The sequence below is a fragment of the Aquimarina atlantica genome, from assembly GCF_000626715.1.
Taxonomy (GTDB): Bacteria; Bacteroidota; Bacteroidia; order Flavobacteriales; family Flavobacteriaceae; genus Aquimarina; species Aquimarina atlantica.
In genome coordinates, this window is sequence record NZ_AQRA01000001.1 from 303861 (window position 1) to 326831 (window position 22971).

The following is a 22971-nucleotide window of genomic DNA, read 5'->3' on the forward strand; positions in this document are numbered from 1 at the left end:
TCTATATTCTAATAAGAATACTACAAAAATTGGTTATCTAGGGTTTAATACTATAAAAGGAATGATCATTTCTTCTAAAGATACTCCACCATGTTGGTATGTATTTCTATAATAACTAACATAATGATTATAGTTATTAGGGTAGGCAAAGAAATAATCTCCTTTTGCAAAAATAAAAGAACTGCTCATATTTATTGATGGCAAATGTACCGCTTTTGGGTTTGTGGCTTCCAAAACCTCCTTCCTTTCATACGTAAGACTTTTTCCTGTCTTATATCGTAGATTAAGACTAGTGTTTTTATCACCTATCACCTTAGAAGGGTTTTTTACATTTATTGTACCGTGATCTGTAGTTAACAATAGTTTAAACCCAAGTTGTTGCGCTTGCTGAATCATTTCTAGTAAAGGAGAATTTTTGAACCAACTCTGAGTCAATGATCTGTATGATTTGTCATTTGAGGCAAGTTCCTTGATAACTTCCATTTCTGTCTTGCTATGAGAAAGCATATCCACAAAATTATACACTACAACTGTTAAATCGTTGTCTTTTAATCCTTTAAAATTTGCGGCTAAGGTTTTTCCAGATTTTTCGTTAGTGATTTTATAATATTCATGCTTGATATCCATGCCTAATCGCTGTAATTGTGCGGTTAGAAATTCATTTTCATTCATATTTTTCCCTCCTTCATCTGTGTCATCTAACCAGAGATCAGGATGCATTTTTTTCATCTCAGAAGGCATAAGTCCCGAAAAAATAGAATTCCTGGCGTATTGTGTTGCCGTTGGAAGAATACTATAGTATGAAACTTCTTGTTCTTTTTTATAATAATTATTTATAATAGGTTCAAAAGCTTTCCATTGATCATATCGCAGATTATCAATTACTACTAAAAGAGTAGGTTGATTTTTACTAATTTCGGGCACTACTTTTTCTCTAAACAAAGTGTGTGACATCACCGGGGCTTCCTTGTTTTTGTCAAACCAATAGGGATAGTTTTTGTCAATAAATTTGCAGAATTGAGAATTTGCCTCTACTTTTTGTGATTCTAAAATCTCAAACATCCCCGTATCTTCAATATTCTCTAATTGTAATTCCCAATAAATTAGTCTTTGATACAGATCAGACCATTCTTCGCATGAATTTACCATAGCCATATCCATAGCTATTTTTCTAAATTCTTGTTGATAGTTAGCTGTAGTTTTTTCTGAAACCAAACGGGAATTATCCAGGTTTTTCTTTAAACTTAAAAGTATTTGATTAGGGTTAACAGGCTTAATTAAATAATCGGCAATCTTACTACCAATTGCTTCTTCCATGATGTATTCCTCTTCACTTTTGGTTATCATTACTACAGGAATACTATCTTCTTTTTCCTTAATTTCTGATAATGTTTCTATTCCAGAAAGACCAGGCATGTTTTCATCCAAAAAAATGATGTCAAAATTATCATCATCTATTATGTCTAAGGCTTCAGTTCCACTTTGACACTTGGTTACATCATAGTTTTTTTGTTCCAAAAATAGTATATGTGGTTTAAGCAAATCAATTTCATCATCTACCCAAAGTATCTTTATTTTACTCATCAAATTTTATTTTTTTTATTTATAAACTTAATATATAGCCTATTTATTCACATTACTAAGAAAACTTTAATAATTTAAATTCATTTTGAAATGTTTTATATGCCTAGCATATATGTATATTTGCTTCCGTAAATGTAAGATGAACTTGAAAAAAAGAAATAAGCTTAAAATATTAAACGACCCAATTTACGGTTTTATTACGATACCCAATGAACTAATTTTCGATCTTATCGAACATAAGTATTTTCAGAGGTTACGTCGTATATCTCAGATGGGACTCTCATATTTGGTATATCCGGGAGCACATCATACTAGATTTCATCATGCTTTGGGATGTATGCATCTTATGCAAAAAGCGGTGAGAGTTCTTAGTTTTAAGGGGGTTAGCATTTCTGAAGAGGAAGAAGAAGCCCTTTATGTAGCAATCTTATTACATGATATAGGGCATGGTCCTTTTTCTCATGCAATGGAGCATAGTATCGTAAATGAGGTAAATCATGAGTCTATTTCTCTTATGTTTATGGAGAAGATTAATGAAGAATTTAACGGTAGTTTAACGTTGGCAATTCAGATTTTTAAAGGAGAATACCACCGTAATTTTTTACATCAGTTGATTTCGAGCCAATTAGATATGGATCGTTTGGACTATCTGAAACGCGATAGTTTTTACACAGGTGTAGCCGAAGGAAATATCAATAGTGAACGTTTAATTACCATGCTTACTGTTGTTAATGATGAATTGGTAGTAGAAGAAAAAGGGATTTATTCTGTAGAAAAATTTTTATTGGCAAGACGTTTGATGTATTGGCAGGTATATCTTCATAAAACAAGTTTGGTAGCAGAGAATTTATTGATTAGAGTATTGAAAAGAGCTAAAGAATTAGTAGAGAAGGGGACAGAGCTAAAAGCTAGTGAAGCATTAACATTTTTTCTCGAAAATAAGATAACAGCAGAAAATTTTACTACAGAAGTTTTAGAAACATTTTCTAGATTAGACGATTACGATATTATTTCGGCAATGAAAGAATGGTCTCGTTCAGAAGATTTTGTTTTAAGTATGTTATCTTCAATGATTATTGATAGAGATCTTTTAAAAATAAAAATAAAAAAGAAACCTTTTCAGAGCCATAAAAAAGAAAATCATATCGAAAAATTTAAGAAACAATATAAAATTTCTGATGAAGAAGCTCGTTATTTTATTTTTGAAGGGACTATTTCTAACCAGGCCTACCACCTTAATAAGCAGAATATAAATATTTTATATAAATCAAGAAAAATTGTTGATGTAGTTAAAGCTACAGATGAGTTTAATCTTGAAGCCCTATCAAAACCGGTAACCAAATATTTTATGTGCTATCCAAAGCACAAACATTAACACATTTTTTATACTTTTGCTAGAATGATTTTTACAGCCACACAAATTGCGGGTATTTTGAACGGAGAAATCGAAGGAGATGAAACCGTCGAAGTATCTAAACTAGCTAAAATTGAAGAAGGAACTAAAGGTTCATTAACCTTTTTGTCAAATCCTAAATACACCCAATATATCTATTCTACTGATGCATCAATAACTATCGTAGATAAAAACTTTGAGGCAGAGTCTACAATTAAAACAACTCTTATTAGAGTAGATGATGCATATAAAGCTTTTTCTCAACTGCTTGAGTATTATAATATGGTAAAGATGAATAAGGCAGGGATAGAACAACCAAGTTTTATTTCTGAAACAGCATCTTTTGGAGAAAATATTTATTTCGGAGCATTTTCATATATAGGAGATAATGTTAAAATTGGCGAAAATGCTAAGATCTTTCCTAATGTATATATAGGAGACAATGTAACCATTGGTGATAATGCAATTGTTTTTGCCGGTGCAAAAATATATTCAGAAACCATAATCGGAAATAATTGTGTAATTCATAGTGGAGCTATAGTAGGAGCCGATGGTTTTGGATTTACACCTAATGAAAAGGGAGAGTATAGTAAAGTGCCTCAAACTGGTAATGTTATCATAGAAAATAATGTTGATGTAGGAGCAGGTACAACTATTGATAGAGCTACGCTAGGGTCTACAATCATACGTACAGGAGTAAAACTAGATAATCAAATACAAATTGCTCATAATGTAGAAATAGGAGAGCATACAGCAATTGCCGCCCAGACAGGAATTGCAGGATCTACCAAGATAGGTAAACATTGTCTTATTGGTGGGCAAGTTGGTATTGCAGGACATCTTGTTATAGGTAATAATGTAAAAATACAAGCACAATCAGGTATAGGAAGAAATATAAAAGACGGAGAAGCTATTCAAGGATCCCCTGCTTTAGGATACTCTGACTTTAATAAATCTTATGTGCATTTTAAAAATCTTCCCAAAATTGTGGATAGAGTATACAAACTAGAGAAAAAGATAAACAATAATGAGTGATATTGTCGTAGGAAAACAAAGAACCATTAAAAAGGAAATAAAGCTTACAGGTGTAGGCTTACATACCGGAAAAGAAGTGACCTTAACTTTTAAACCGGCACCAGAGAATCATGGCTACGCATTTTGTAGAATTGATCTTGAAGGCAATCCAATTATTGAAGCTGATGCTAACTATGTTGTAAATACGCAACGAGGTACAAATCTAGAGAAAAACGGGGTTAGTATTCAAACATCAGAACATGTGCTTGCAGCTTGTGTTGGATTAGAAATCGATAATCTTTTGATAGAATTAAACGCATCAGAACCTCCGATTATGGATGGTTCTAGTAAGTTTTTTATCGAAGCTCTGGAGCAAGCAGGAATTGTAGAACAAGAAGCAGAAAGAGAAGAATATATTGTAAAAGATGTAATTTCTTATGTAGACGAAGAATCTGGTAGTGAGATTATTGTAATGCCATCTGATGAATATCAAGTGACTACAATGGTAGATTTTGGAACCAAAGTATTAGGAACTCAAAATGCTTCTTTAAAACGTCTTTCGGATTTTAAAAAGGAAATAGCAGATGCCAGAACCTTTAGTTTTCTACACGAATTAGAAATGCTGTTAGAACATGGTCTGATTAAAGGAGGAGATTTAAATAATGCTATAGTGTATGTGGATAAAGAATTAAGCCCAAGCACAATGGAAAAACTTAAAGTAGCATTTGGAAAAGAATCTATCGCTATAAAACCCAATGGTATTTTGGATAATTTAACATTACATTATCCAAACGAAGCTGCACGCCATAAACTATTAGATGTTATAGGAGATATTGCTTTAATAGGAACAAGGATTAGAGGAAAAATCATAGCTAATAAGCCTGGACATTATGTAAATACCCAGTTTGCTAAAAAGCTTTCGAAGATTATAAAAATTGAAAAGCGTAATAAAGTCCCTCAATTTGATCTTTCTAAAGAACCTTTAATGGATATTAATAAGATCATGGGGATGCTTCCACATAGGCCTCCTTTCTTGTTAATAGACAGAATTTTAGAAATGTCTGATAAACATGTGGTTGGTCTTAAGAATGTAACCATGAACGAGCCATTTTTTGTAGGGCATTTTCCGGGAGCACCAGTAATGCCAGGAGTGCTTCAGATCGAAGCTATGGCGCAGACAGGTGGGATTTTAGCATTGAGTACAGTACCCGATCCAGAGAATTATCTTACCTATTTCATGAAAATAGATAAAGTAAAATTTAAACAGCAAGTATTGCCTGGCGATACTTTGATATTTAAATTAGAATTGATAACCCCCATTCGTCGTGGTATTTGTCATATGCAGGCTTTTGCCTATGCCAATGGTAAACTAGTTACCGAAGCAGAGCTTATGGCGCAAATTGTAAAATCAAAATAATCAATAAAATAGATGAATCAACCATTAGCATACGTTCATCCAGGAGCAAAAATTGCAAAAAATGTTGTAATAGAACCTTTTACAACCATACATAATAATGTGGTAATAGGAGAAGGAACCTGGATAGGTTCTAATGTTACTATTATGGAAGGAGCGCGCATAGGAAAAAACTGTAGTATTTTTCCTGGAGCTGTTATTTCTGCTACTCCTCAGGATAAAAAATTTAATGATGAAGATACTATAACCGAAATCGGAGATAATACTACGATTCGAGAGTGTGTTACCATTAATAGAGGGACAGCCGATAGAATGAAAACCAAAATTGGTAAAAATTGTTGGATTATGGCGTATTGTCATATAGCGCATGATTGTGTTGTTGGCGATAATTGTATATTTTCTAATAATAGTACATTGGCTGGGCATATTAACGTTGGTGATTATGTTGTTTTAGCTGGTATGGCTGCAGTACAACAGTTTTGTAGTATTGGTAACCATGCATTTGTAACAGGAGGGTCATTAGTACGCAAAGATGTACCTCCGTTTGTTAAAGCAGCCAGAGAACCTCTATCCTATGTTGGAATTAACTCTATAGGTCTGCGTCGAAGAGGATTTACAACAGAAAAAATAAGAGAAATACAGAATATTTATCGAATTTTATATCAACAGAACTATAACAATACTCAGGCCGTTGCAATTATCGAAGCAGAAATGGAAGCAACACCAGAACGTGATGAGGTTTTAGAGTTTATCAAGAACTCTCAGAGAGGAATTATGAAAGGATATTTTTCTAATTAAGAAATTCGATACAGATAATAATCATAAGAAATTAAAGAATAATGGCAAATACTAGTGATATCAGAAATGGATTGTGTATCAGATACAATCACGACATCTATAAAATTATTGAGTTTTTACACGTAAAACCTGGTAAAGGCCCTGCTTTTGTACGTACAAAACTAAAAAGCGTAACTACAGGAAAAGTGATTGATAATACATTTTCTGCAGGTCATAAAATTGATGATGTACGAGTAGAAACGCATAAATTTCAATATTTGTATGCCGAAGGTGATACTTTTCATTTTATGAATACCGAGGATTACAATCAAATTACATTACAAAAATCTAGTTTGGATGCTCCTGGTTTATTAAAAGAAGGAGAAGTGGTAACCGTTATTATTAATTCTGAAGATCAAATGCCTCTTTCTGTAGAAATGCCTGCAAGTGTTATTCTTGAGGTAACAGCTACCGAGCCTGGTGTTAAAGGAAATACGGCTACCAATGCTACTAAACCCGCAACTGTAGAAACTGGTGCAGAAGTAATGGTGCCTCTTTTTATCAACGAAGGAGATAAAATTAAAGTTGAAACAGAAAAAGGGACGTATAAAGAAAGAATAAAAGAATAATATTTTATATCCCAAATTTTTATAATGAAATTTCCACAAGCGCATACCTTACAACAAATAGCTACTATTATATCGTCAGAGTATGTAGGAGACTCTAATTTCCCGGTTTTAGGGATGAATGAAATTCATGTAGTTTCCGCGGGAGATATAGTTTTTGTTGATCACCCAAAGTATTACGATAAAGCATTACAAAGTGCTGCAACTGTAATTTTGATTAATAAAGAAGTAGAATGCCCAGAAGGTAAGGCACTCCTTATTTCTGATGACCCTTTTAGAGATTTTAATATACTTACAACATATTTTAAACCCTTCAAAAAAGCAGATTCCTTAATTTCAGAAACCGCTAAAATTGGTAAAAATACGATCATACAACCCGGTAGTTTTATCGGAAATAATGTGAGTATTGGTGATAATTGTATTATTCATGCCAATGTGAGTATTTATGATAACACTAGTATTGGTAATAATGTTACTATACATGCTGGGACTATTTTAGGAACCGATGCTTTCTATTATCAAAAAAGACCTCATGGATTTGATAAATTAATTTCTGGCGGACGTGTAGTAATAGAAGATAATGTAGATTTAGGGTCGTCCTGCACCATAGATAAAGGAGTTACAGGAGATACTATTATAAAAGAAGGAACCAAAATAGATAACCAGGTACATGTTGGTCATGATACTGTAATAGGCAAAAAGTGCTTGATCGCTTCTCAAGTAGGAATTTCGGGTTGTGTTGTTATTGAAGATGAAGTGACGATCTGGGGACAAGTTGGTATTACTAGCGCTATTACTATTGGTAGCAAAGCCATTATTTCTGCGCAATCAGGAGTGAGTAAATCATTAGAAGCCAATAAAAGTTATTTTGGAACTCCTGCAGATGATTTTAGGAAAAAATATAAGGAGATCGCGTCAATACGACAAATCCCTGATTTAATAGATAAATTGAAAAAAAATGAATAAAACAGTTAAGGATATAGTACGATCTTTTTATAAAACAGATCTTATTCATAATACTGAAGCCTTTTCTGAGTATTTACATCCCGAAATTGAATTGTATTGGAATAGTAGTTTTGGGTTTAATAAGAAAGATTTTAATGATATTAAGGCCATGTTTCATGAAATGGCGTTGTCTTTTGAAACTTTAAGATGCGAAATTAGTCATCTTATAGCCGAAGGGGATACAGTGACTGTACGACACACGTATTTTGTTCAAACTATCGAAGCGCCAGATAAAGAAGAGCCTATAGCTCATTTTATTACAATTTGGGAACTTAAAAATGATAAATTGTATAAAGGATATCAAATAAGCCAGCAAGGAGATAATGCTCCAGAAAGTATAATGTCATTTATTTCAAAATAATTAGTTTTTCATTTCAACCATAATTTTCAAAAGCTTACTTTTGAAGCTCTAAAAAAAATAAAAAATCATAACGCAATGAGTGTTTTAGTTAATAAAGATTCAAAAATTATTGTACAAGGGTTTACAGGTAGTGAAGGTACTTTTCATGCAGGTCAAATGATCGAGTACGGAACAAATGTTGTAGGAGGTGTTACTCCAGGAAAAGGAGGACAAACTCATTTAGACAAGCCCGTTTTTAATACCGTAGAAGATGCAGTTAGAGAAGTAGGTGCAGATACTACAATTATTTTTGTACCACCAGCTTTTGCCGCAGATGCAATTATGGAAGCTGCAGATGCAGGAATAAAAGTAATTATTACAATTACAGAAGGTATTCCCGTTGCAGATATGATTACGGCATCAAACTACATTAGTGATAAAGGATGTAGACTTATTGGCCCAAATTGCCCGGGAGTAATTACTCCTGGAGAAGCAAAAGTGGGTATCATGCCAGGATTTGTATTTAAAAAAGGTAATGTAGGTATTGTATCAAAATCTGGTACCTTAACTTACGAAGCAGCAGATCAGGTTGTAAAACAAGGACTTGGGATAACTACTGCAATAGGAATTGGTGGTGACCCAATTATTGGTACGACTACAAAAGAAGCAGTTGAACTATTGATCAATGATTCAGAAACAGATTGTGTAGTTATGATTGGTGAAATTGGAGGTCAATTAGAAGCAGATGCTGCAAAATGGATAAAAGAAAGTGGAACCTCTAAGCCTGTCGTAGGTTTTATAGCTGGTGAAACTGCTCCTGCAGGACGTACTATGGGACATGCCGGAGCTATTGTTGGTGGTAGTGAAGATACTGCAGCTGCCAAAAAAGCAATTATGAGGGAATGCGGAATTCATGTAGTAGATTCTCCTGCAGAAATAGGTAAAAAAGTTGCCGAAGTATTAGGGTAAAATACTTTAAAATATTATAATATTAAAGGGTTGCACTTTGCAGCCCTTTTTTATGCTATTGACCAATAACTATACTATAGATTAAACCATCTCTTCCTCAACATATTTCTCTTGGATGGTAAGTGTCGATATTAGTTCCTGTTATTCCATCAGGGTTACATGGTATGATTTCCCTTCATTAGTAGATTTTTGCTATTCTAGATTTAATTTTGTTGATTTTTTTACCCCTGAACATTTAGAAAGACCCAGAAGTAAGTCTGTATTTATATGTAACATTTGACCATTTGTTACTATATGTTTTTTGTTAAAAAAACCTTAAAAACTGTAACATTGATAATAACTACACGTATTATAGTACATTAATTATAAACTAACTCCTATAATCACTCTGGTGTTAAAGACACCATAAAATAATTAAAATAATATATGAAATTAATTAAATCGATTTTGTTATTGCTGTTAGTCATCTGTCTTAGCAATTGTAAAAAATCATCACCAGAAACGAATGTTTCGCAAGAAATTAAAGTCGAACAACATACCGACGCAGCAGGTTTCAACTATGAAACTGTAACTAACGATCCAACAGGCCTAAGATTATATACTCTAGAGAATGGCTTAAAAGTATATTTAGCTAAAAATGAAGAAGAACCAAAAATTCAAACTTTTATAGCTGTACGAGCTGGTTCTAATTATGATCCAAAAGAAGCTACGGGGCTTGCTCATTATTTAGAGCATATGGTTTTTAAAGGTACAGATGAGATAGGTACCCAGGATTTTGAAAAAGAAAAAGTACTACTACAACAGATTTCTGATTTATATGAACAGCATAAAGCAGAAACAGACGCAGATAAAAAGAAAGAGATCTATAAAAAGATAGATGAAGTTTCTTTCGAAGCTTCAAAGATTTCGATATCGAATGAATATGATAAAATGATTAGCTCTTTGGGAGCAGAAGGAACTAATGCACATACATGGTTTGAAGAGACTGTATACAAAAACAAAATCCCAGCTAATGAATTAGATAAATGGCTTACCGTAGAAAGCGAGCGATTTAGCCAATTAGTATTGCGTTTGTTTCATACAGAGCTAGAAGCGGTTTATGAAGAATTTAATAGAGGGCAAGATAATGATGGCTGGAAATCCTATGCAGCAATGCTAGAAGGATTGTTCCCTAATCACCCATATGGACAACAAAAAACCATAGGAACCTCTGAGCATCTTAAAAACCCTTCAATGGTAGCGATACATAATTATTTTGATAAATATTATGTTCCTAATAATATGGCGATGGTGTTGGTTGGTGATATTGATTTTGATCAAACCATACAAAAAGTAAATAAAGCTTTTGGTAGTTTTGAGAAAAAAGAAGTTGTTCACCCTGTATTACCAAAAGAAGACCCAATAACAAGTCCGGTTATTAAAGAAGTATTTGGACCTACAGCAGAATCTGTTTCTGTAGCATTTCGCTCTGCTGCAATAGGTACAAAAGAAGAAAAACTACTCACAGTAGCAGATATGTTATTGGCTAACGGTAATGCGGGTCTGATTGATTTGAACTTAAATCAGAAACAAGTAGTTCAAAATGCAGGTTGTTCACCTACATTTTTAAATGATTATGGATATCACCAATTTTATGGATCACCAAAAGAAGGTCAAACTCTGGACGAAGTAAAAGATTTATTGCTTTCTCAAATTGATAAATTGAAAAAAGGAGAGTTTGAAGATTGGATGATCTCTGCAGTAGTTAATGACTTAAAACTAAGTCAAACAAGAGAATATGAAAATAATACTGCATTAGCTTCAGCATATTATAATGCATTTATACATCACCAGGATTGGAAAGATAAGGTCGAATTCTTAAACGAACTTAAAAAAGTTTCTAAACAAGAATTAGTAGATTTTGCAAATTCCTTTTACAAGGATAATTATGTAGTGATATACAAACGTAAAGGAGAAGATAAAAATATTACTAAAGTAGAAAACCCTGGTATTACTCCGGTAGAACTAAATAGAGATAAACAATCAGAATTTATCAAGGCATTCGCTCAACAAGAAACACCCCCTTTAACACCTAAGTTTATAGATTATAAATCGGCAATTAAAGAAACTAAAACCGATAGCGAATTAAAAGTATCTTATATTGATAATCCTAATAATGACTTATTTAATCTTAGTATCATTTTTGATATGGGAAGAGATAATGATCGTAAAGTTTCTCTGGCAACAGGATATCTGGATTATTTAGGTACAGATAAATACTCTCCCGAAGAGTTAAAGAAAGAATTCTATAAACTAGGTATTGATTATTATGTAAATGCAGGTGCTGATAAAACGTATGTTGGTATTTCTGGATTAAAAGAAAATCTTGATGCAGGTCTGGCTTTATTAGAGCATTTATGGACTAATGCAGTCCCTAACCAGGAAACATATGCCAAATATGTTGATCAAATTGCAAAAGGACGCCAGGATAGGAAAACACAAAAAGGAAACATTTTGTGGAATGGGTTGATGAACTACGGTATGTATGGTGATAATTCTCCTTTGCGTAATATCTATACAATAGGAGAGTTACAAGCTGTTGATCCACAAGAATTAGTAGATAAGATTAAAGAGCTTCGTAATTTTAAACAACGTATATTTTATTATGGTAAGGATATAGATGCTGCAATTGCATCAATAAACAAAAACCATAAAGTGCAAAGTGAATTGCGGGATTATCCAGAAGCAATTAAATATGTCGAAAAAGAAACAGGTGGTAATGTGTACTTTGTGGATTATGATATGGTGCAAAGTGAAATGATATTTTTGGCTAAAGGATCAGAGTTTGATCCAAATAAAATGGCAGCTTCAAGATTGTTTAATACATATTTTGGGAGCGGCTTATCATCTATAGTATTTCAAGAAATAAGAGAATCAAAATCACTGGCATATTCTGCATTTTCTGCATATTCGACAGCATCAGAAAAAGGAGATTCAAATTATGTATATGCCTATATAGGCACCCAGGCAAATAAGATGCCTCAGGCAGTAGATGCCATGATGGATTTGATGACTAATATGCCAGAAGCAGAAGAACAGTTTAATGCAGCAAAAGAAGCAACATTAAAGAAAATTGCTGCCCAGCGTATAACCAAATCTAATATTTTCTGGACTTATGAAGGATTAAAGAAAAGAGGGATAGATAATGATAATCGAGAAGAGATGTATAATACAATTAAAGATATGACTCTAGAAGATCTTAAATCTTTCTTTAACGAAAATATAAAAGGAGAAACCTATAACGTACTTGTAGTTGGTAATAAAAAAGATGTAAATATGGATGCGTTATCTAAATTAGGTGTGGTTAAAGAAATGGATATCGATTATCTTTTCAATTATGAGAAGAAAAATGAAGATATAAAACTATAAAACCAGATAAACGATTATTAATTTATAAACCCTGTGAGAAATCACAGGGTTTATTGCTGTTGACCTGTTTGTAATTCTTATATTTGAATTCACAATGCAAATTATAAATGGTTTAGATACCACAAAAATTAGAAACATAACGAATGAATCTTTTACAAGGTAAAACAGCTATTATCACTGGAGCTACTCGTGGTATTGGCAAAGGAATAGCAGAAATTTTTGCACAACAAGGAGCAAATATTGCTTTCACATATAGCTCTTCTGTTGAAGCAGCTAAAACATTAGAAAAAGAATTAAACGGATTAGGGATAAAAGCAAAAGGATATCAAAGTAATGCGGCAAGTTACGATCAGGCTCAGGAATTGGCTGCAGATGTCTTAGAAACATTTGGCAGTATTGATGTTTTAGTGAACAATGCTGGTATTACTAAGGATAACCTTTTAATGCGTATGAGCGAGGAAGACTTTGATAAAGTTATCGAAGTAAACTTGAAAAGCGTATTTAATATGACAAAAGCGGTTCAAAGAACTATGCTTAAGCAACGTAAAGGAAGTATAATAAACATGAGTTCGGTTGTTGGAGTAAAAGGTAATGCAGGTCAAGCTAATTATGCAGCATCAAAAGCAGGAATTATTGGTTTTTCAAAATCTGTTGCACTAGAACTTGGCTCTAGAAATATTAGAAGCAATGTAGTTGCACCTGGTTTTATTGAAACCGAAATGACAGAAAAACTTGACGAAAAAGTTGTAGAAGGATGGCGAAATGCAATACCGCTAAAACGAGGAGGTAATCCCGAAGATATTGCAAATACATGTCTATTTCTGGCAAGTGATTTAAGTGCTTATATTACAGGACAAGTACTGAATGTAGACGGAGGAATGCTTACTTAATTCTAGAATTGCGATTAACGATTTATGAATCATTTTTTTGAATATTTTAATATTTTTTGATGCTAAAGTCATTAAATTTCAACTTGTATGAAAAGAGTTGCACTTAACACTCTAAAATAAACTGTATTTCGTAACTCAACACATCGTATATCGTAATTTATAGAATGCAAACACAAACAATTTTATTGATCATAGCCGCTTTTATCACAGCATTAATTGTTGCATTGTTTCAATATTGGTATAAGACAAAAAACAGGAAAAAAAATATCCTGTTTTTTGCTTTTTTACGCTTTCTTAGTGTTTTTGCTCTATTATTATTGTTAATTAACCCTACCTTCAAACAGAAGACTTATTATATAGAGAAACCTGCTCTGGTAGTTGCTGTTGACAACTCTTCTTCAATAAAATATCTTAAACAAGATCAGAAAGTTACTCAGTTTGTAAACCAAATTACTGATAATAAAGAACTTAATGAAAGATTTGATATTGCCTATTATTCGTTTTCTGATAAACTAAATGATTCTTTACACTTTTCTTTTGATCAAAAGCAGACTAATATATCAAAAGCATTAGAAGAACTAGAGCAAATTCATAAAAACACAATTGCTCCTACAATTGTGATCACTGATGGTAATCAAACTTACGGTAAAGATTATCAATTTAGTAGTATAGGGTATAAGCAAGCGGTATACCCGATTATTTCTGGAGATACAATTAAGGTACTGGATACCAAAATCCAGCAACTTAATGTTAACCGCTATGCATATTTAAAAAATAAATTTCCGGTAGAGGTAATTCTTACATATTCTGGTAATGAAGAAATTACAACTACATTTCGTGTAAAATCGGGGAGTAATACAATTTTTTCTCAACCAGTTTCTTTCTCAAGAACAAATAATTCTACGGTGGTTAATTTTACTCTATCGGCTAGTACAGTAGGTGTAAATCAATACGTTGCCGAATTGGTACCTTTGGATATAGAAAAAAATACAATTAATAATTCAAAAACTTTTGCTGTCGAGGTAATTGATCAAAAAACCAATGTGTTGTTGATTAGTGATATAGTACATCCAGATCTTGGAGCTATAAAGAAAAGTGTCGAAAGCAATGAAAGACGAAGTATAACAATTAGTAAACCAAATGAGAATAAAGAGTTAGACGATTATCAATTGGTTATTTTGTATCAGCCTAATACTAGATATAGGGCAGTATATGAAAAATTAAATACCTTGAAAAAAAATTATTTTACAATTACAGGCCCAAAGACAGATTGGGTTTTCCTTAATAGGATACAAAATAAATATACCCAGGAAATTACACGGCAGAATGAATATTATGTTCCCAGGTATAATACTAATTATGGAGCATTTCTTCAAGAAGATATTGGTTTTCAAGGTTACCCTCCCTTAATAGGAACTTTTGGAGAAATTAGAATGAATTCGAATCATGACCCTTTATTATATAGAACAATAAGTAATATTGATACAGATGAAATGTTACTTGCAACTATAGAACAAGGAGGAATAAGAGAAGCTGTTTTGTTTGGAGAGGGAATATGGAGATGGCGAGCTCAAAGTTATTTAGACACTCAAAAATTTGAAGATTTTGATGAGTTTTTTGGTAAACTGATTCAGTATCTGGCTTCAAATAAAAGAAAGAGTAGATTAAATACCATCTCAGAGTCATTTTATTATGGTAATGCCAGTGTTATTATTAAAGCAGAGTATTTTACCAAGAATTATGAATTTGATAGGAGAGGAAATTTAAGGATTTCAATTAAAAATAAAGAAACAGAAGCTACACAGACTATACCTATGTTATTGAAAAATAATTCATATGAAGTTGATTTAAGCAATCTTGATGCAGGAAATTATGACTATACAGTAACAGTATTAGGTGAGAATATAGCACGTTCTGGAAGTTTTGCAATCCTGGAATATGATGTAGAACAACAATTTCTTAATGCAGATGTAACAAAACTGAAGCAAGTAGCTACTAATACTAATGGAAAGTCATATTATTTAAACCAAAAAGATACACTTATAAAAGAATTACTAGAAGATCAAAGATATCAAATTGTACAGAAAAACAAAGAAAATGTAGTATCTTTAATTGACTGGAAATATCTTTTGGCAATAGTTATTTTGTTACTTACTATAGAGTGGTTTGCACGAAAATATAACGGACTTATTTAAAATTAAAAACTCAAAATTATTATGGAAAAATTACCAAAAATAGGGTTACCTATTCTAATTCTATTAGTATTAACAATCGTCTTTATTTCAAAATCAACAGAAACTATTGGTTCTGGAGAAGCCGGTGTACTTTATAAAACATTTGGAGGCGGTGTTGTTACAGATGCTCCACCTCTGGGAGAAGGTTTTCATATCGTTGCTCCCTGGAATAAAGTAATCGTTTATGAAGTAAGGCAGCAAGAAGTTTTTGAAAAAATGCAGGTACTTTCTTCTAATGGATTAGAAATTAAATTAGATGCTTCTGCTTGGTTTCAACCAGATTATGAAAAATTGGGATTATTACATCAACAAAAAGGAGAAAATTATGTAGCACGAGTTTTATTACCAACAATACGATCTGCGGCTCGTAGTGTAGTAGGAAGGTATACTCCAGAACAATTATACTCTAGTAAACGAGATGCAATCCAAAAAGAAATTTTTGAAGAGACGAAAAAGATAGTTGGTGATCAATACATTCAGCTTAATGAAGTGTTGGTACGTGACGTAACATTACCACCGACAATCAAAGAAGCAATCGAGCGTAAATTAAAACAAGAACAAGAAGCTTTAGAATATGAGTTTAGACTAGAAAAAGCCAAAAAAGAAGCCGAAAGACAAAAAATTGATGCAGAAGGTAAAGCAGTAGCGAATCAAATTTTAAGTGCTTCGTTAACAGATAAAATTCTTACAGAAAAAGGAATAGAAGCAACATTACAACTCGCCAAATCACCTAATGCTAAGGTGGTGGTTGTAGGATCAGGAAAAAACGGAATGCCAATAATTCTTGGTAATCAATAAAAAAACAAGATCGTGTAATTATGTTTACAGGCACTCTAGAGTGCCTGTACTTTTTATGAATTGAAATATGTGTGAAACCTCTTGACAATTATAAACGCTAGAGAGTTATAGCAGATGCTATACCATGAAGATCATAAACACAAAAAAATATTTAAGATGGAGATAAAAAATAAAATGGATTCTTCGTTTTATATCAATAATCCGGATAATACATTTGTAGATAATGTAACTACTGCTATTCTAGAGAAATGTGATGACGCAATGACATTTCATTCATCTTTGCCGGGGTATAAACCAACACCCTTGATTCATTTACCTAATCTATCCCAAAAGTATAATGTGGGTAATATTTATGTCAAAGACGAGTCGTTTCGTTTTGGTTTAAATGCGTTTAAAGGGTTAGGAGCATCGTATGCTATACATCAAATCCTTAAAAAGAAACCTCAAATAGAAACTTTTTGTACTGCTACAGATGGTAATCATGGAAGGGCTGTGGCATGGTCAGCTAATTTTTTTAATAAAAAAGCAGTAGTCTTTGTCCCAAAAGGAACGACAGATCAACGTATACAAGCAATTGAAAAAGAAGGAGCTATAGTTGAACAAGTAGATGGTAATTATGATAAAACCTGTGCTTATGCTAAAGCGGTAAGTGAAAAAAATGGATGGGAGCTAGTACAAGATACTGCCTGGGAGAATTATGAAGAAATACCAGCATATATTATGGGAGGATATTTAACACTATTTCAAGAAATAGAAGATAGCCTTCTTCTTCCATCATGCCCCAGAATAGATCTTGTTTTTCTACAAGCCGGTGTAGGTAGTTTTGCTGGAACAGGCATTAGGTATTACTTAGAAAAGTATGGGGCAAATCGTCCCAAAATTATCATTGTAGAACCAACAGAGGCAGATGCAATTCTTGCCTCATTTAAAAAAGGAAAAATAACGACTTCGTTAGGAAATAGCGAAACAATAATGGCTGGACTTAACTGTGGAACACCTTCTCTAGGAGCATGGGATCTAATAAAAAATGGAAGTGATATCTCGATCAAAATTGATGATAAGTATTCGAGAGAAGCAATTCGGGAACTTTATTTCCCTAATGGTTCAGATACAAAAATAATTTCTGGAGAATCTGGAGCTAGCGGTTTAGCAGGTTTTATTGCGATCATGAAAGAACAAGAATATAAACCGATAAAAGAAACGCTATGTATAAATGAAACCACTAACATTCTTTTTATAAGTACCGAAGGTGCAACAGATATAGATATGTTTGATAGTATTATAAGTGAAAAATAATTAATAGAACATTAGAATATAAATGAGAAAAATACTAGAAACCGAAAGATTATCTCTTCGTGAATTTAGCCTAAAAGACTCTGATTTTGTTTTAGAATTGGTTAACTCTCCAAAGTGGATAGAATTTATCGGGGATAGAAATGTTAGAACACAAGCAGAGGCAAAGGGATTTTTAGAAAATAATTTAATAAAAAGCTATAAAGAAAATGGGTTCGGTTTATGGGTAGTTGTATTGAAAGAAACCGGTACTTCTATAGGAATGTGTGGACTAGTAAATAGAGATACGCTAGAGGATATTGATATTGGGTTTGCAATGCTTCCAGAATATTTAGGATTGGGGTATGGGTACGAAATAGCCAATGCAACAATACACTATGCTAAAAACACCTTACATCTTGATAAAATTGTTGGAATAACAAATCCTAATAACATTGCTTCGATTAAATTGTTAAACAAAATAGGGTTACGTTTTGTGAAAACAATAGAATTACCAGAAAAGGATACAGTTTTGTTTTTTTCTACTCCTACAGACACTAAAGAAGAAAATGAACTAAACCAGTTAACAACGAGATTTTTTAGCCTGTTTACTAATGCAGAGGGGAATACTCCTAATGTTGAAGAAATTGGTAATATCTTTATTGCTAATGGCATTATAATAAGTAATACCCATGGTGTTCCAGAAATCTATGATCTTAATGAGTTTATAACTCCGAGAAAAAAAATGCTAAGCGATGGGACACTTACAGATTTTAGAGAAAGCGAAATTTTACATAAAACAGAAATATACGGTAATGTAGCACAACGATTTAGTTTTTATGAAAAATCAGGTAAATTAAACGGTGTGTATTTTGAATCTCGAGGAATGAAAACTATTCAGTTTATCAAAGTTGGTCTTGATTGGAAAATGTCTTCTGTAGCTTGGAGTGATGAAAAATAGGATATAGTAGTATCTTGAATTTGCAGATATAAAAGTGATATTATAAATGTTAAAATTAACTTGTTTTCATGTTAAATTAGGTAAAAAACCATAATTATACTACTTTTAGACCTCAAACTCAACGAATGCTCATATGAAAAAAAGATTGACCCGCCCGGTTGTACTGGGCCTAGGACTGGTCACCCTATCCGCACTTGTCGTAAATTCTATAAAGACAGAAAAATTAGAACAAAATACAAGTGAAACCGAAATTACCAATTTACGAAAACAACATGCTTCGTATTTAAAAAACAGCCCCTTTAAAGAAACTTTAAAACTCACAAAGTCTGAGAGAAAAGCCAAAGGACTTCCCCCTAATAAATATTTTGAACAAATGTGGGAGTTAACTATGAACCCTGCAACTGGTAAAACAGAACCAGAGAAGATCTATGCAGTTCAAAAACAATTAGCAAATACAGCAAAAAGAGCCCCGGGAGATGCACAAGATAACCCTTGGGTAGAAAGAGGTCCTAATGATATTGGAGGACGTACACGAGCTATTTTATTTGACCCTAATGATGCCAACAATAGAAGAGTTTATGCTGGTGGTGTAAGTGGTGGATTATGGGTTAATAATGATATTACATCTGCGGCTTCACAATGGAGTCGTGTACAAAATGTTCCCGGAAACCTTTCAGTAACTTCAATAACCGTTGATCCAAGAAACTCTAATACTTGGTATGTGGGTACAGGAGAACAATATACAGCAGGAGATGTTGTAGGTAATGGCGTATATAGATCCACAGATGGAGGAACCACATGGCAGGCATTAAATATCCCACCTGCGGGAGGTGGAAATATTAATTTTAATGCTACAAATCTTTTCCTTTCTGGGATTTATTATGTAAATGATATTGTAGCTTGGAATAATACAGCGCAAAATCGTACCGAATTATTTGTTGGTGTAGGTGCACATAGATATGGAGACTCTTCTGGACCAACAAACTGGTTAGGAATACAGTCTGCTGGAATTTACAGATCAATAGACGGTGGAGCAAACTGGAATAGAATAGAATCTGCTAATATGCAATACCAAAGAAATAATGTAAATTATTACTATATACCTAATGATTTTGAAATAGGAGCCGATAATAGATTATGGGTTGGTACAATTAATTCTCCGTTAGGAAATGGAGGAGGGCGCGTATTTAGTTCTGTTGATGGTGCAACATGGACAGAAGCCGCGGCTTCTCCTCTTAATGATTCTAATAGAGTAGAATTAGAAACTTCAGAAACTGATGCTAACAAAATATATGCACTAACTCAAGGAGTTGCCAGAGATGCTAATAATAGAGTAATAGACCCTGTTCATGTTTATCGAAGTACAGATGGTTTTGCAACTGCCCCAACTGCAACCGCATTGCCAAATGATGTAGATAATGATATTCCTGCAAATGATTTTACCAGAGGACAAGCGTTTTATGATTTAATGATAGAATCAGATCCCAATAATGATGATATAGTATATGTAGGAGGAATTGATCTTTTTAGATCAACAAATAGTGGTGATGCATGGAGCCAAATTTCAAAATGGTCTAACAATAATAATTTAGCCGGATTAGGAGCTTCTATTGTTCATGCAGATCAGCATGCTATGGCATTTCGACCCGGAAACTCAAATCAGGCAATTTTTGGTAATGATGGAGGGATGTATTATGCAAATAGCCTGTCTACGGCTGCAAATAATAATGTATTTGGAGCAAGAAATAATAATTATAATGTAACCCAGTATGTAAAGGCAGGTATAGGACCTAATGGAGCTGGTGATGTAGCAGGTATTTTTTCTGCGGGATCCCAGGATAATGGATCTCAGGCATTTAGAAATGTAGTAGCAGGAATAAATGGATCTGAACCATTAACAGGAGGAGATGGTTTCTACACTTTTATAGATAAAGATGGTGAATATATGATTGCTACATATGTACATAATGTAATTTATAGATTTAATTTACCATGGGATGGACGTAGTAGAATTCAAGGAGGAGCCACAAGACTTGTAAATGATCAGGGAACTGGTGATTTTGTAAATCAGATGGGATACGATAGTGATGCAAATTATTTATTATCAAATGCCTCTTCTTATGATGCAGCTACACAGACTTGGAACTATGCTATAAGAACAATCGATGTGGCAGGAAATAGAAATGATGATATTACAAATGCATTATTAACTAGTAAGCCAACAGCTTTTATAGCTTCTTCTTTTGCTAATAACACTTGGTATGTTGGTACCGCTTCTGGAGGTTTGTTAAGATTAACAAATGTAGGCCTGGGCGCAGCTAATTGGGAAGAAATAAATACTCCTTTTGTTGGATCTGTCTCTTCTGTTAGATTAGGAGCAACAGCAAATGATATCATGGTAACAATTCATAACTATGGTGTTACTAGTGTATGGTACTCTTCTGATGCCGGAGCTAATTGGTTAAATAAAGAAGGAGATCTTCCGGATATCCCTGTTAGAGATATTTTACAAAATCCATTAGACAGAACAGAAGTTATCGTAGGAACACAACTAGGAGTGTGGGTTACTACTAATTTTGATGCGGCAAATCCAAATTGGGTTAGATCACAAAATGGAATGAGTGATGCTAGTGTAACCTCTTTTGATTATTGGGAAGTAAATGGAGATCAAAATAATAATAAAATTATTGCTTCTACCTATGGGCGAGGTGTGTTTACAGGTTCATTCACAGCAAATGGAGCACAGGATAACGAGGCCCCAACTGCACCAACAAATCTTGTTGCGTCAAATATAACACAGACAACTATAGATTTAGGATGGACAGCATCTAATGATAATGTTGGGGTAACAGAATATGACGTATATCAAGATGGAGTTGTTATTGCAACTGTAAATGCTACAAATAGAACAGTAACTGGTCTGGTTGCAAATACTTCTTACGAATTCAAGGTAAGAGCTAAAGATGCTGCTGGTAATACATCTGCAGATAGTAATATTGTTAATACTACTACAAGTGCTGCTGCAGCTGACCCTTGTAATGGAGGAGCTACATTAACAGCAAATTCTGGCAATTTTGAAGATGGTAGTGGTACACAAAATTACAGTAACAATCAAAATTGTACATGGTTAATTAAACCTGGAAACGGAGGTACTGTAACACTAAACTTTGATAGTTATAACACAGAATCTAATTATGATTTTGTTACGGTATATGATGGAGAAAACGCTAATGCAACACAATTAGGTAGATTTTCTGGAGCAACATTACCAAATCAAATGGTATCCACAGGTAATGCCATGTTTGTTCGATTTACATCAGACGGGTCAGTGACTGCACCTGGATGGGCAGCAAGGTATACTTCTACGGTTCAAGGAGTAGCAACTTGTAATGATGGTATTCAAAATGGAAATGAAACCGGAGTAGACTGTGGAGGAGATTGTGCGCCTTGTAATGCTGTAGATCCTGGTTGCGCAAACGGTATTAGTGCTTTTCCTTATAACGAAGGATTTGAAGCAGGTATGGGAGGTTGGACTCAAGGTGCTGGGGACGATTTTGATTGGACTCGCCAATCTGGAGGAACCCGTTCTAGAAATACTGGCCCATCTGGAGCACAAGAAGGTAGCAACTATATATATGTTGAGACTTCTGCTCCTAATAATCCTAATAAAAGAACAATCCTTAACTCTCCATGTTTTGACTTGAATGGAGTAAACTCACCAAGTTTTACATTTAGGTATCATATGCTGGGAAATGCAGTAGGTGAACTTAAGTTAGAAATAAGTAATGATAACGGAGCGAATTGGGTATCTATCTGGAGTAAAACAGGTACTCAAGGTAATGCTTGGAATAATGCCAACGTTGATTTAAATGCCTACATAGGAAGATCAATAAAAATGCGTTTTATAGGTACTTCAGGAAGTTCTTGGCAAGGGGATATGGCTGTAGATAATATCTCATTAACTACCTCAAATGCAGGAGCTGTAGCTGATAGATCAACAGGAGATTTAACAGATTTTGGGCTTAATAACCAGGAAAGTAAAGCTTTTGATGTAAGTTTCTACCCTAATCCGGTAGAAGGTGTTATGCATATTAACGCAGCTAAGACGACATCTTTAATCAATTATAAAATAATGAATATAACTGGTCAAATTGTTAATCAGGGAGTTATTCGAAATAATAATATTGATTTACAAAACTTAACCAAAGGAGTATATATTCTGGAGTTGAAGTCAGAAAAAAGTAAAAGTATCAAACAATTCGTGAAAAAATAATATTTTTTATAAT

16 protein-coding genes are annotated in these 22971 nt (G+C 33.4%); 15 read left to right on the top strand and 1 reads right to left on the bottom strand.

The window, feature by feature from the left end:
- Window positions 1-33: 33 nt before the first annotated feature.
- A complete protein-coding gene (gene porX, locus ATO12_RS01355) occupies window positions 34-1584 on the bottom strand; it encodes a T9SS response regulator signal transducer PorX (protein WP_034237971.1) in 1551 nt (516 codons plus the stop codon).
- A 145-nt stretch (window positions 1585-1729) separates the two neighbouring features.
- Here porX and ATO12_RS01360 point away from each other — a divergent pair, with 145 nt between their 5' ends.
- The 15 genes from ATO12_RS01360 (at window position 1730) to ATO12_RS01430 (ending at window position 22958) form a co-directional block, all read left to right on the top strand.
- Window positions 1730-2959 (top strand): HD domain-containing protein, encoded by a 1230-nt coding sequence (locus tag ATO12_RS01360; protein ID WP_034239117.1) that lies wholly within the window; start codon window positions 1730-1732, stop codon window positions 2957-2959.
- A 24-nt stretch (window positions 2960-2983) separates the two neighbouring features.
- Window positions 2984-4012, top strand: coding sequence for a UDP-3-O-(3-hydroxymyristoyl)glucosamine N-acyltransferase (lpxD, locus tag ATO12_RS01365; protein WP_051575516.1), 1029 nt, complete (start codon window positions 2984-2986; stop codon window positions 4010-4012).
- Window positions 4005-5408: a bifunctional UDP-3-O-[3-hydroxymyristoyl] N-acetylglucosamine deacetylase/3-hydroxyacyl-ACP dehydratase gene (locus tag ATO12_RS01370; protein ID WP_034237975.1), complete on the top strand. Its 1404-nt coding sequence runs from the start codon at window positions 4005-4007 to the stop codon at window positions 5406-5408. Before lpxD (ATO12_RS01365) ends, ATO12_RS01370 begins: the two co-directional genes overlap by 8 nt.
- Before the next feature lie 12 nt (window positions 5409-5420).
- The gene (lpxA, locus tag ATO12_RS01375; RefSeq protein ID WP_034237977.1) at window positions 5421-6203 is read left to right on the top strand and encodes an acyl-ACP--UDP-N-acetylglucosamine O-acyltransferase; all 783 of its coding nucleotides are present in this window, start codon (window positions 5421-5423) and stop codon (window positions 6201-6203) included.
- Window positions 6204-6244: 41 nt separating this feature from the next.
- The gene (gene efp / locus ATO12_RS01380) at window positions 6245-6811 is read left to right on the top strand and encodes an elongation factor P (protein ID WP_034237979.1); all 567 of its coding nucleotides are present in this window, start codon (window positions 6245-6247) and stop codon (window positions 6809-6811) included.
- A gap of 24 nt (window positions 6812-6835) precedes the next feature.
- Complete coding sequence (gene lpxD, locus ATO12_RS01385; protein ID WP_034237981.1) at window positions 6836-7774, top strand: UDP-3-O-(3-hydroxymyristoyl)glucosamine N-acyltransferase; 939 nt, start codon at window positions 6836-6838, stop codon at window positions 7772-7774.
- Complete coding sequence (locus tag ATO12_RS01390) at window positions 7767-8174, top strand: nuclear transport factor 2 family protein (protein ID WP_034237982.1); 408 nt, start codon at window positions 7767-7769, stop codon at window positions 8172-8174. The genes lpxD (ATO12_RS01385) and ATO12_RS01390 overlap by 8 nt, the downstream gene beginning before the upstream one ends.
- 75 nt (window positions 8175-8249) lie before the next feature.
- Complete coding sequence (gene sucD / locus ATO12_RS01395) at window positions 8250-9122, top strand: succinate--CoA ligase subunit alpha (protein WP_025663703.1); 873 nt, start codon at window positions 8250-8252, stop codon at window positions 9120-9122.
- A gap of 426 nt (window positions 9123-9548) precedes the next feature.
- A complete protein-coding gene (locus tag ATO12_RS01400; protein WP_034237985.1) occupies window positions 9549-12530 on the top strand; it encodes a M16 family metallopeptidase in 2982 nt (993 codons plus the stop codon).
- Between the two features lie 143 nt (window positions 12531-12673).
- Window positions 12674-13420 carry a 3-oxoacyl-[acyl-carrier-protein] reductase gene (gene fabG, locus ATO12_RS01405; RefSeq protein WP_034237987.1) on the top strand — a complete coding sequence of 249 codons (747 nt, stop codon included), beginning with the start codon at window positions 12674-12676 and terminating at the stop codon, window positions 13418-13420.
- A gap of 164 nt (window positions 13421-13584) precedes the next feature.
- Window positions 13585-15615 carry a hypothetical protein gene (locus tag ATO12_RS01410; protein WP_034237989.1) on the top strand — a complete coding sequence of 677 codons (2031 nt, stop codon included), beginning with the start codon at window positions 13585-13587 and terminating at the stop codon, window positions 15613-15615.
- Window positions 15616-15636: 21 nt separating this feature from the next.
- Window positions 15637-16452 carry a prohibitin family protein gene (locus tag ATO12_RS01415; RefSeq protein WP_034237991.1) on the top strand — a complete coding sequence of 272 codons (816 nt, stop codon included), beginning with the start codon at window positions 15637-15639 and terminating at the stop codon, window positions 16450-16452.
- Between the two features lie 156 nt (window positions 16453-16608).
- Window positions 16609-17748 (top strand): diaminopropionate ammonia-lyase, encoded by a 1140-nt coding sequence (locus ATO12_RS01420; protein ID WP_034239119.1) that lies wholly within the window; start codon window positions 16609-16611, stop codon window positions 17746-17748.
- A gap of 22 nt (window positions 17749-17770) precedes the next feature.
- On the top strand, window positions 17771-18685 hold the full coding sequence (locus ATO12_RS25620; RefSeq protein WP_051575517.1) for a GNAT family N-acetyltransferase: 915 nt from the start codon (window positions 17771-17773) through the stop codon (window positions 18683-18685).
- Window positions 18686-18818: 133 nt separating this feature from the next.
- Window positions 18819-22958 (top strand): CUB domain-containing protein, encoded by a 4140-nt coding sequence (locus tag ATO12_RS01430; protein WP_051575518.1) that lies wholly within the window; start codon window positions 18819-18821, stop codon window positions 22956-22958.
- The last annotated feature ends 13 nt before the right edge of the window (window positions 22959-22971 follow it).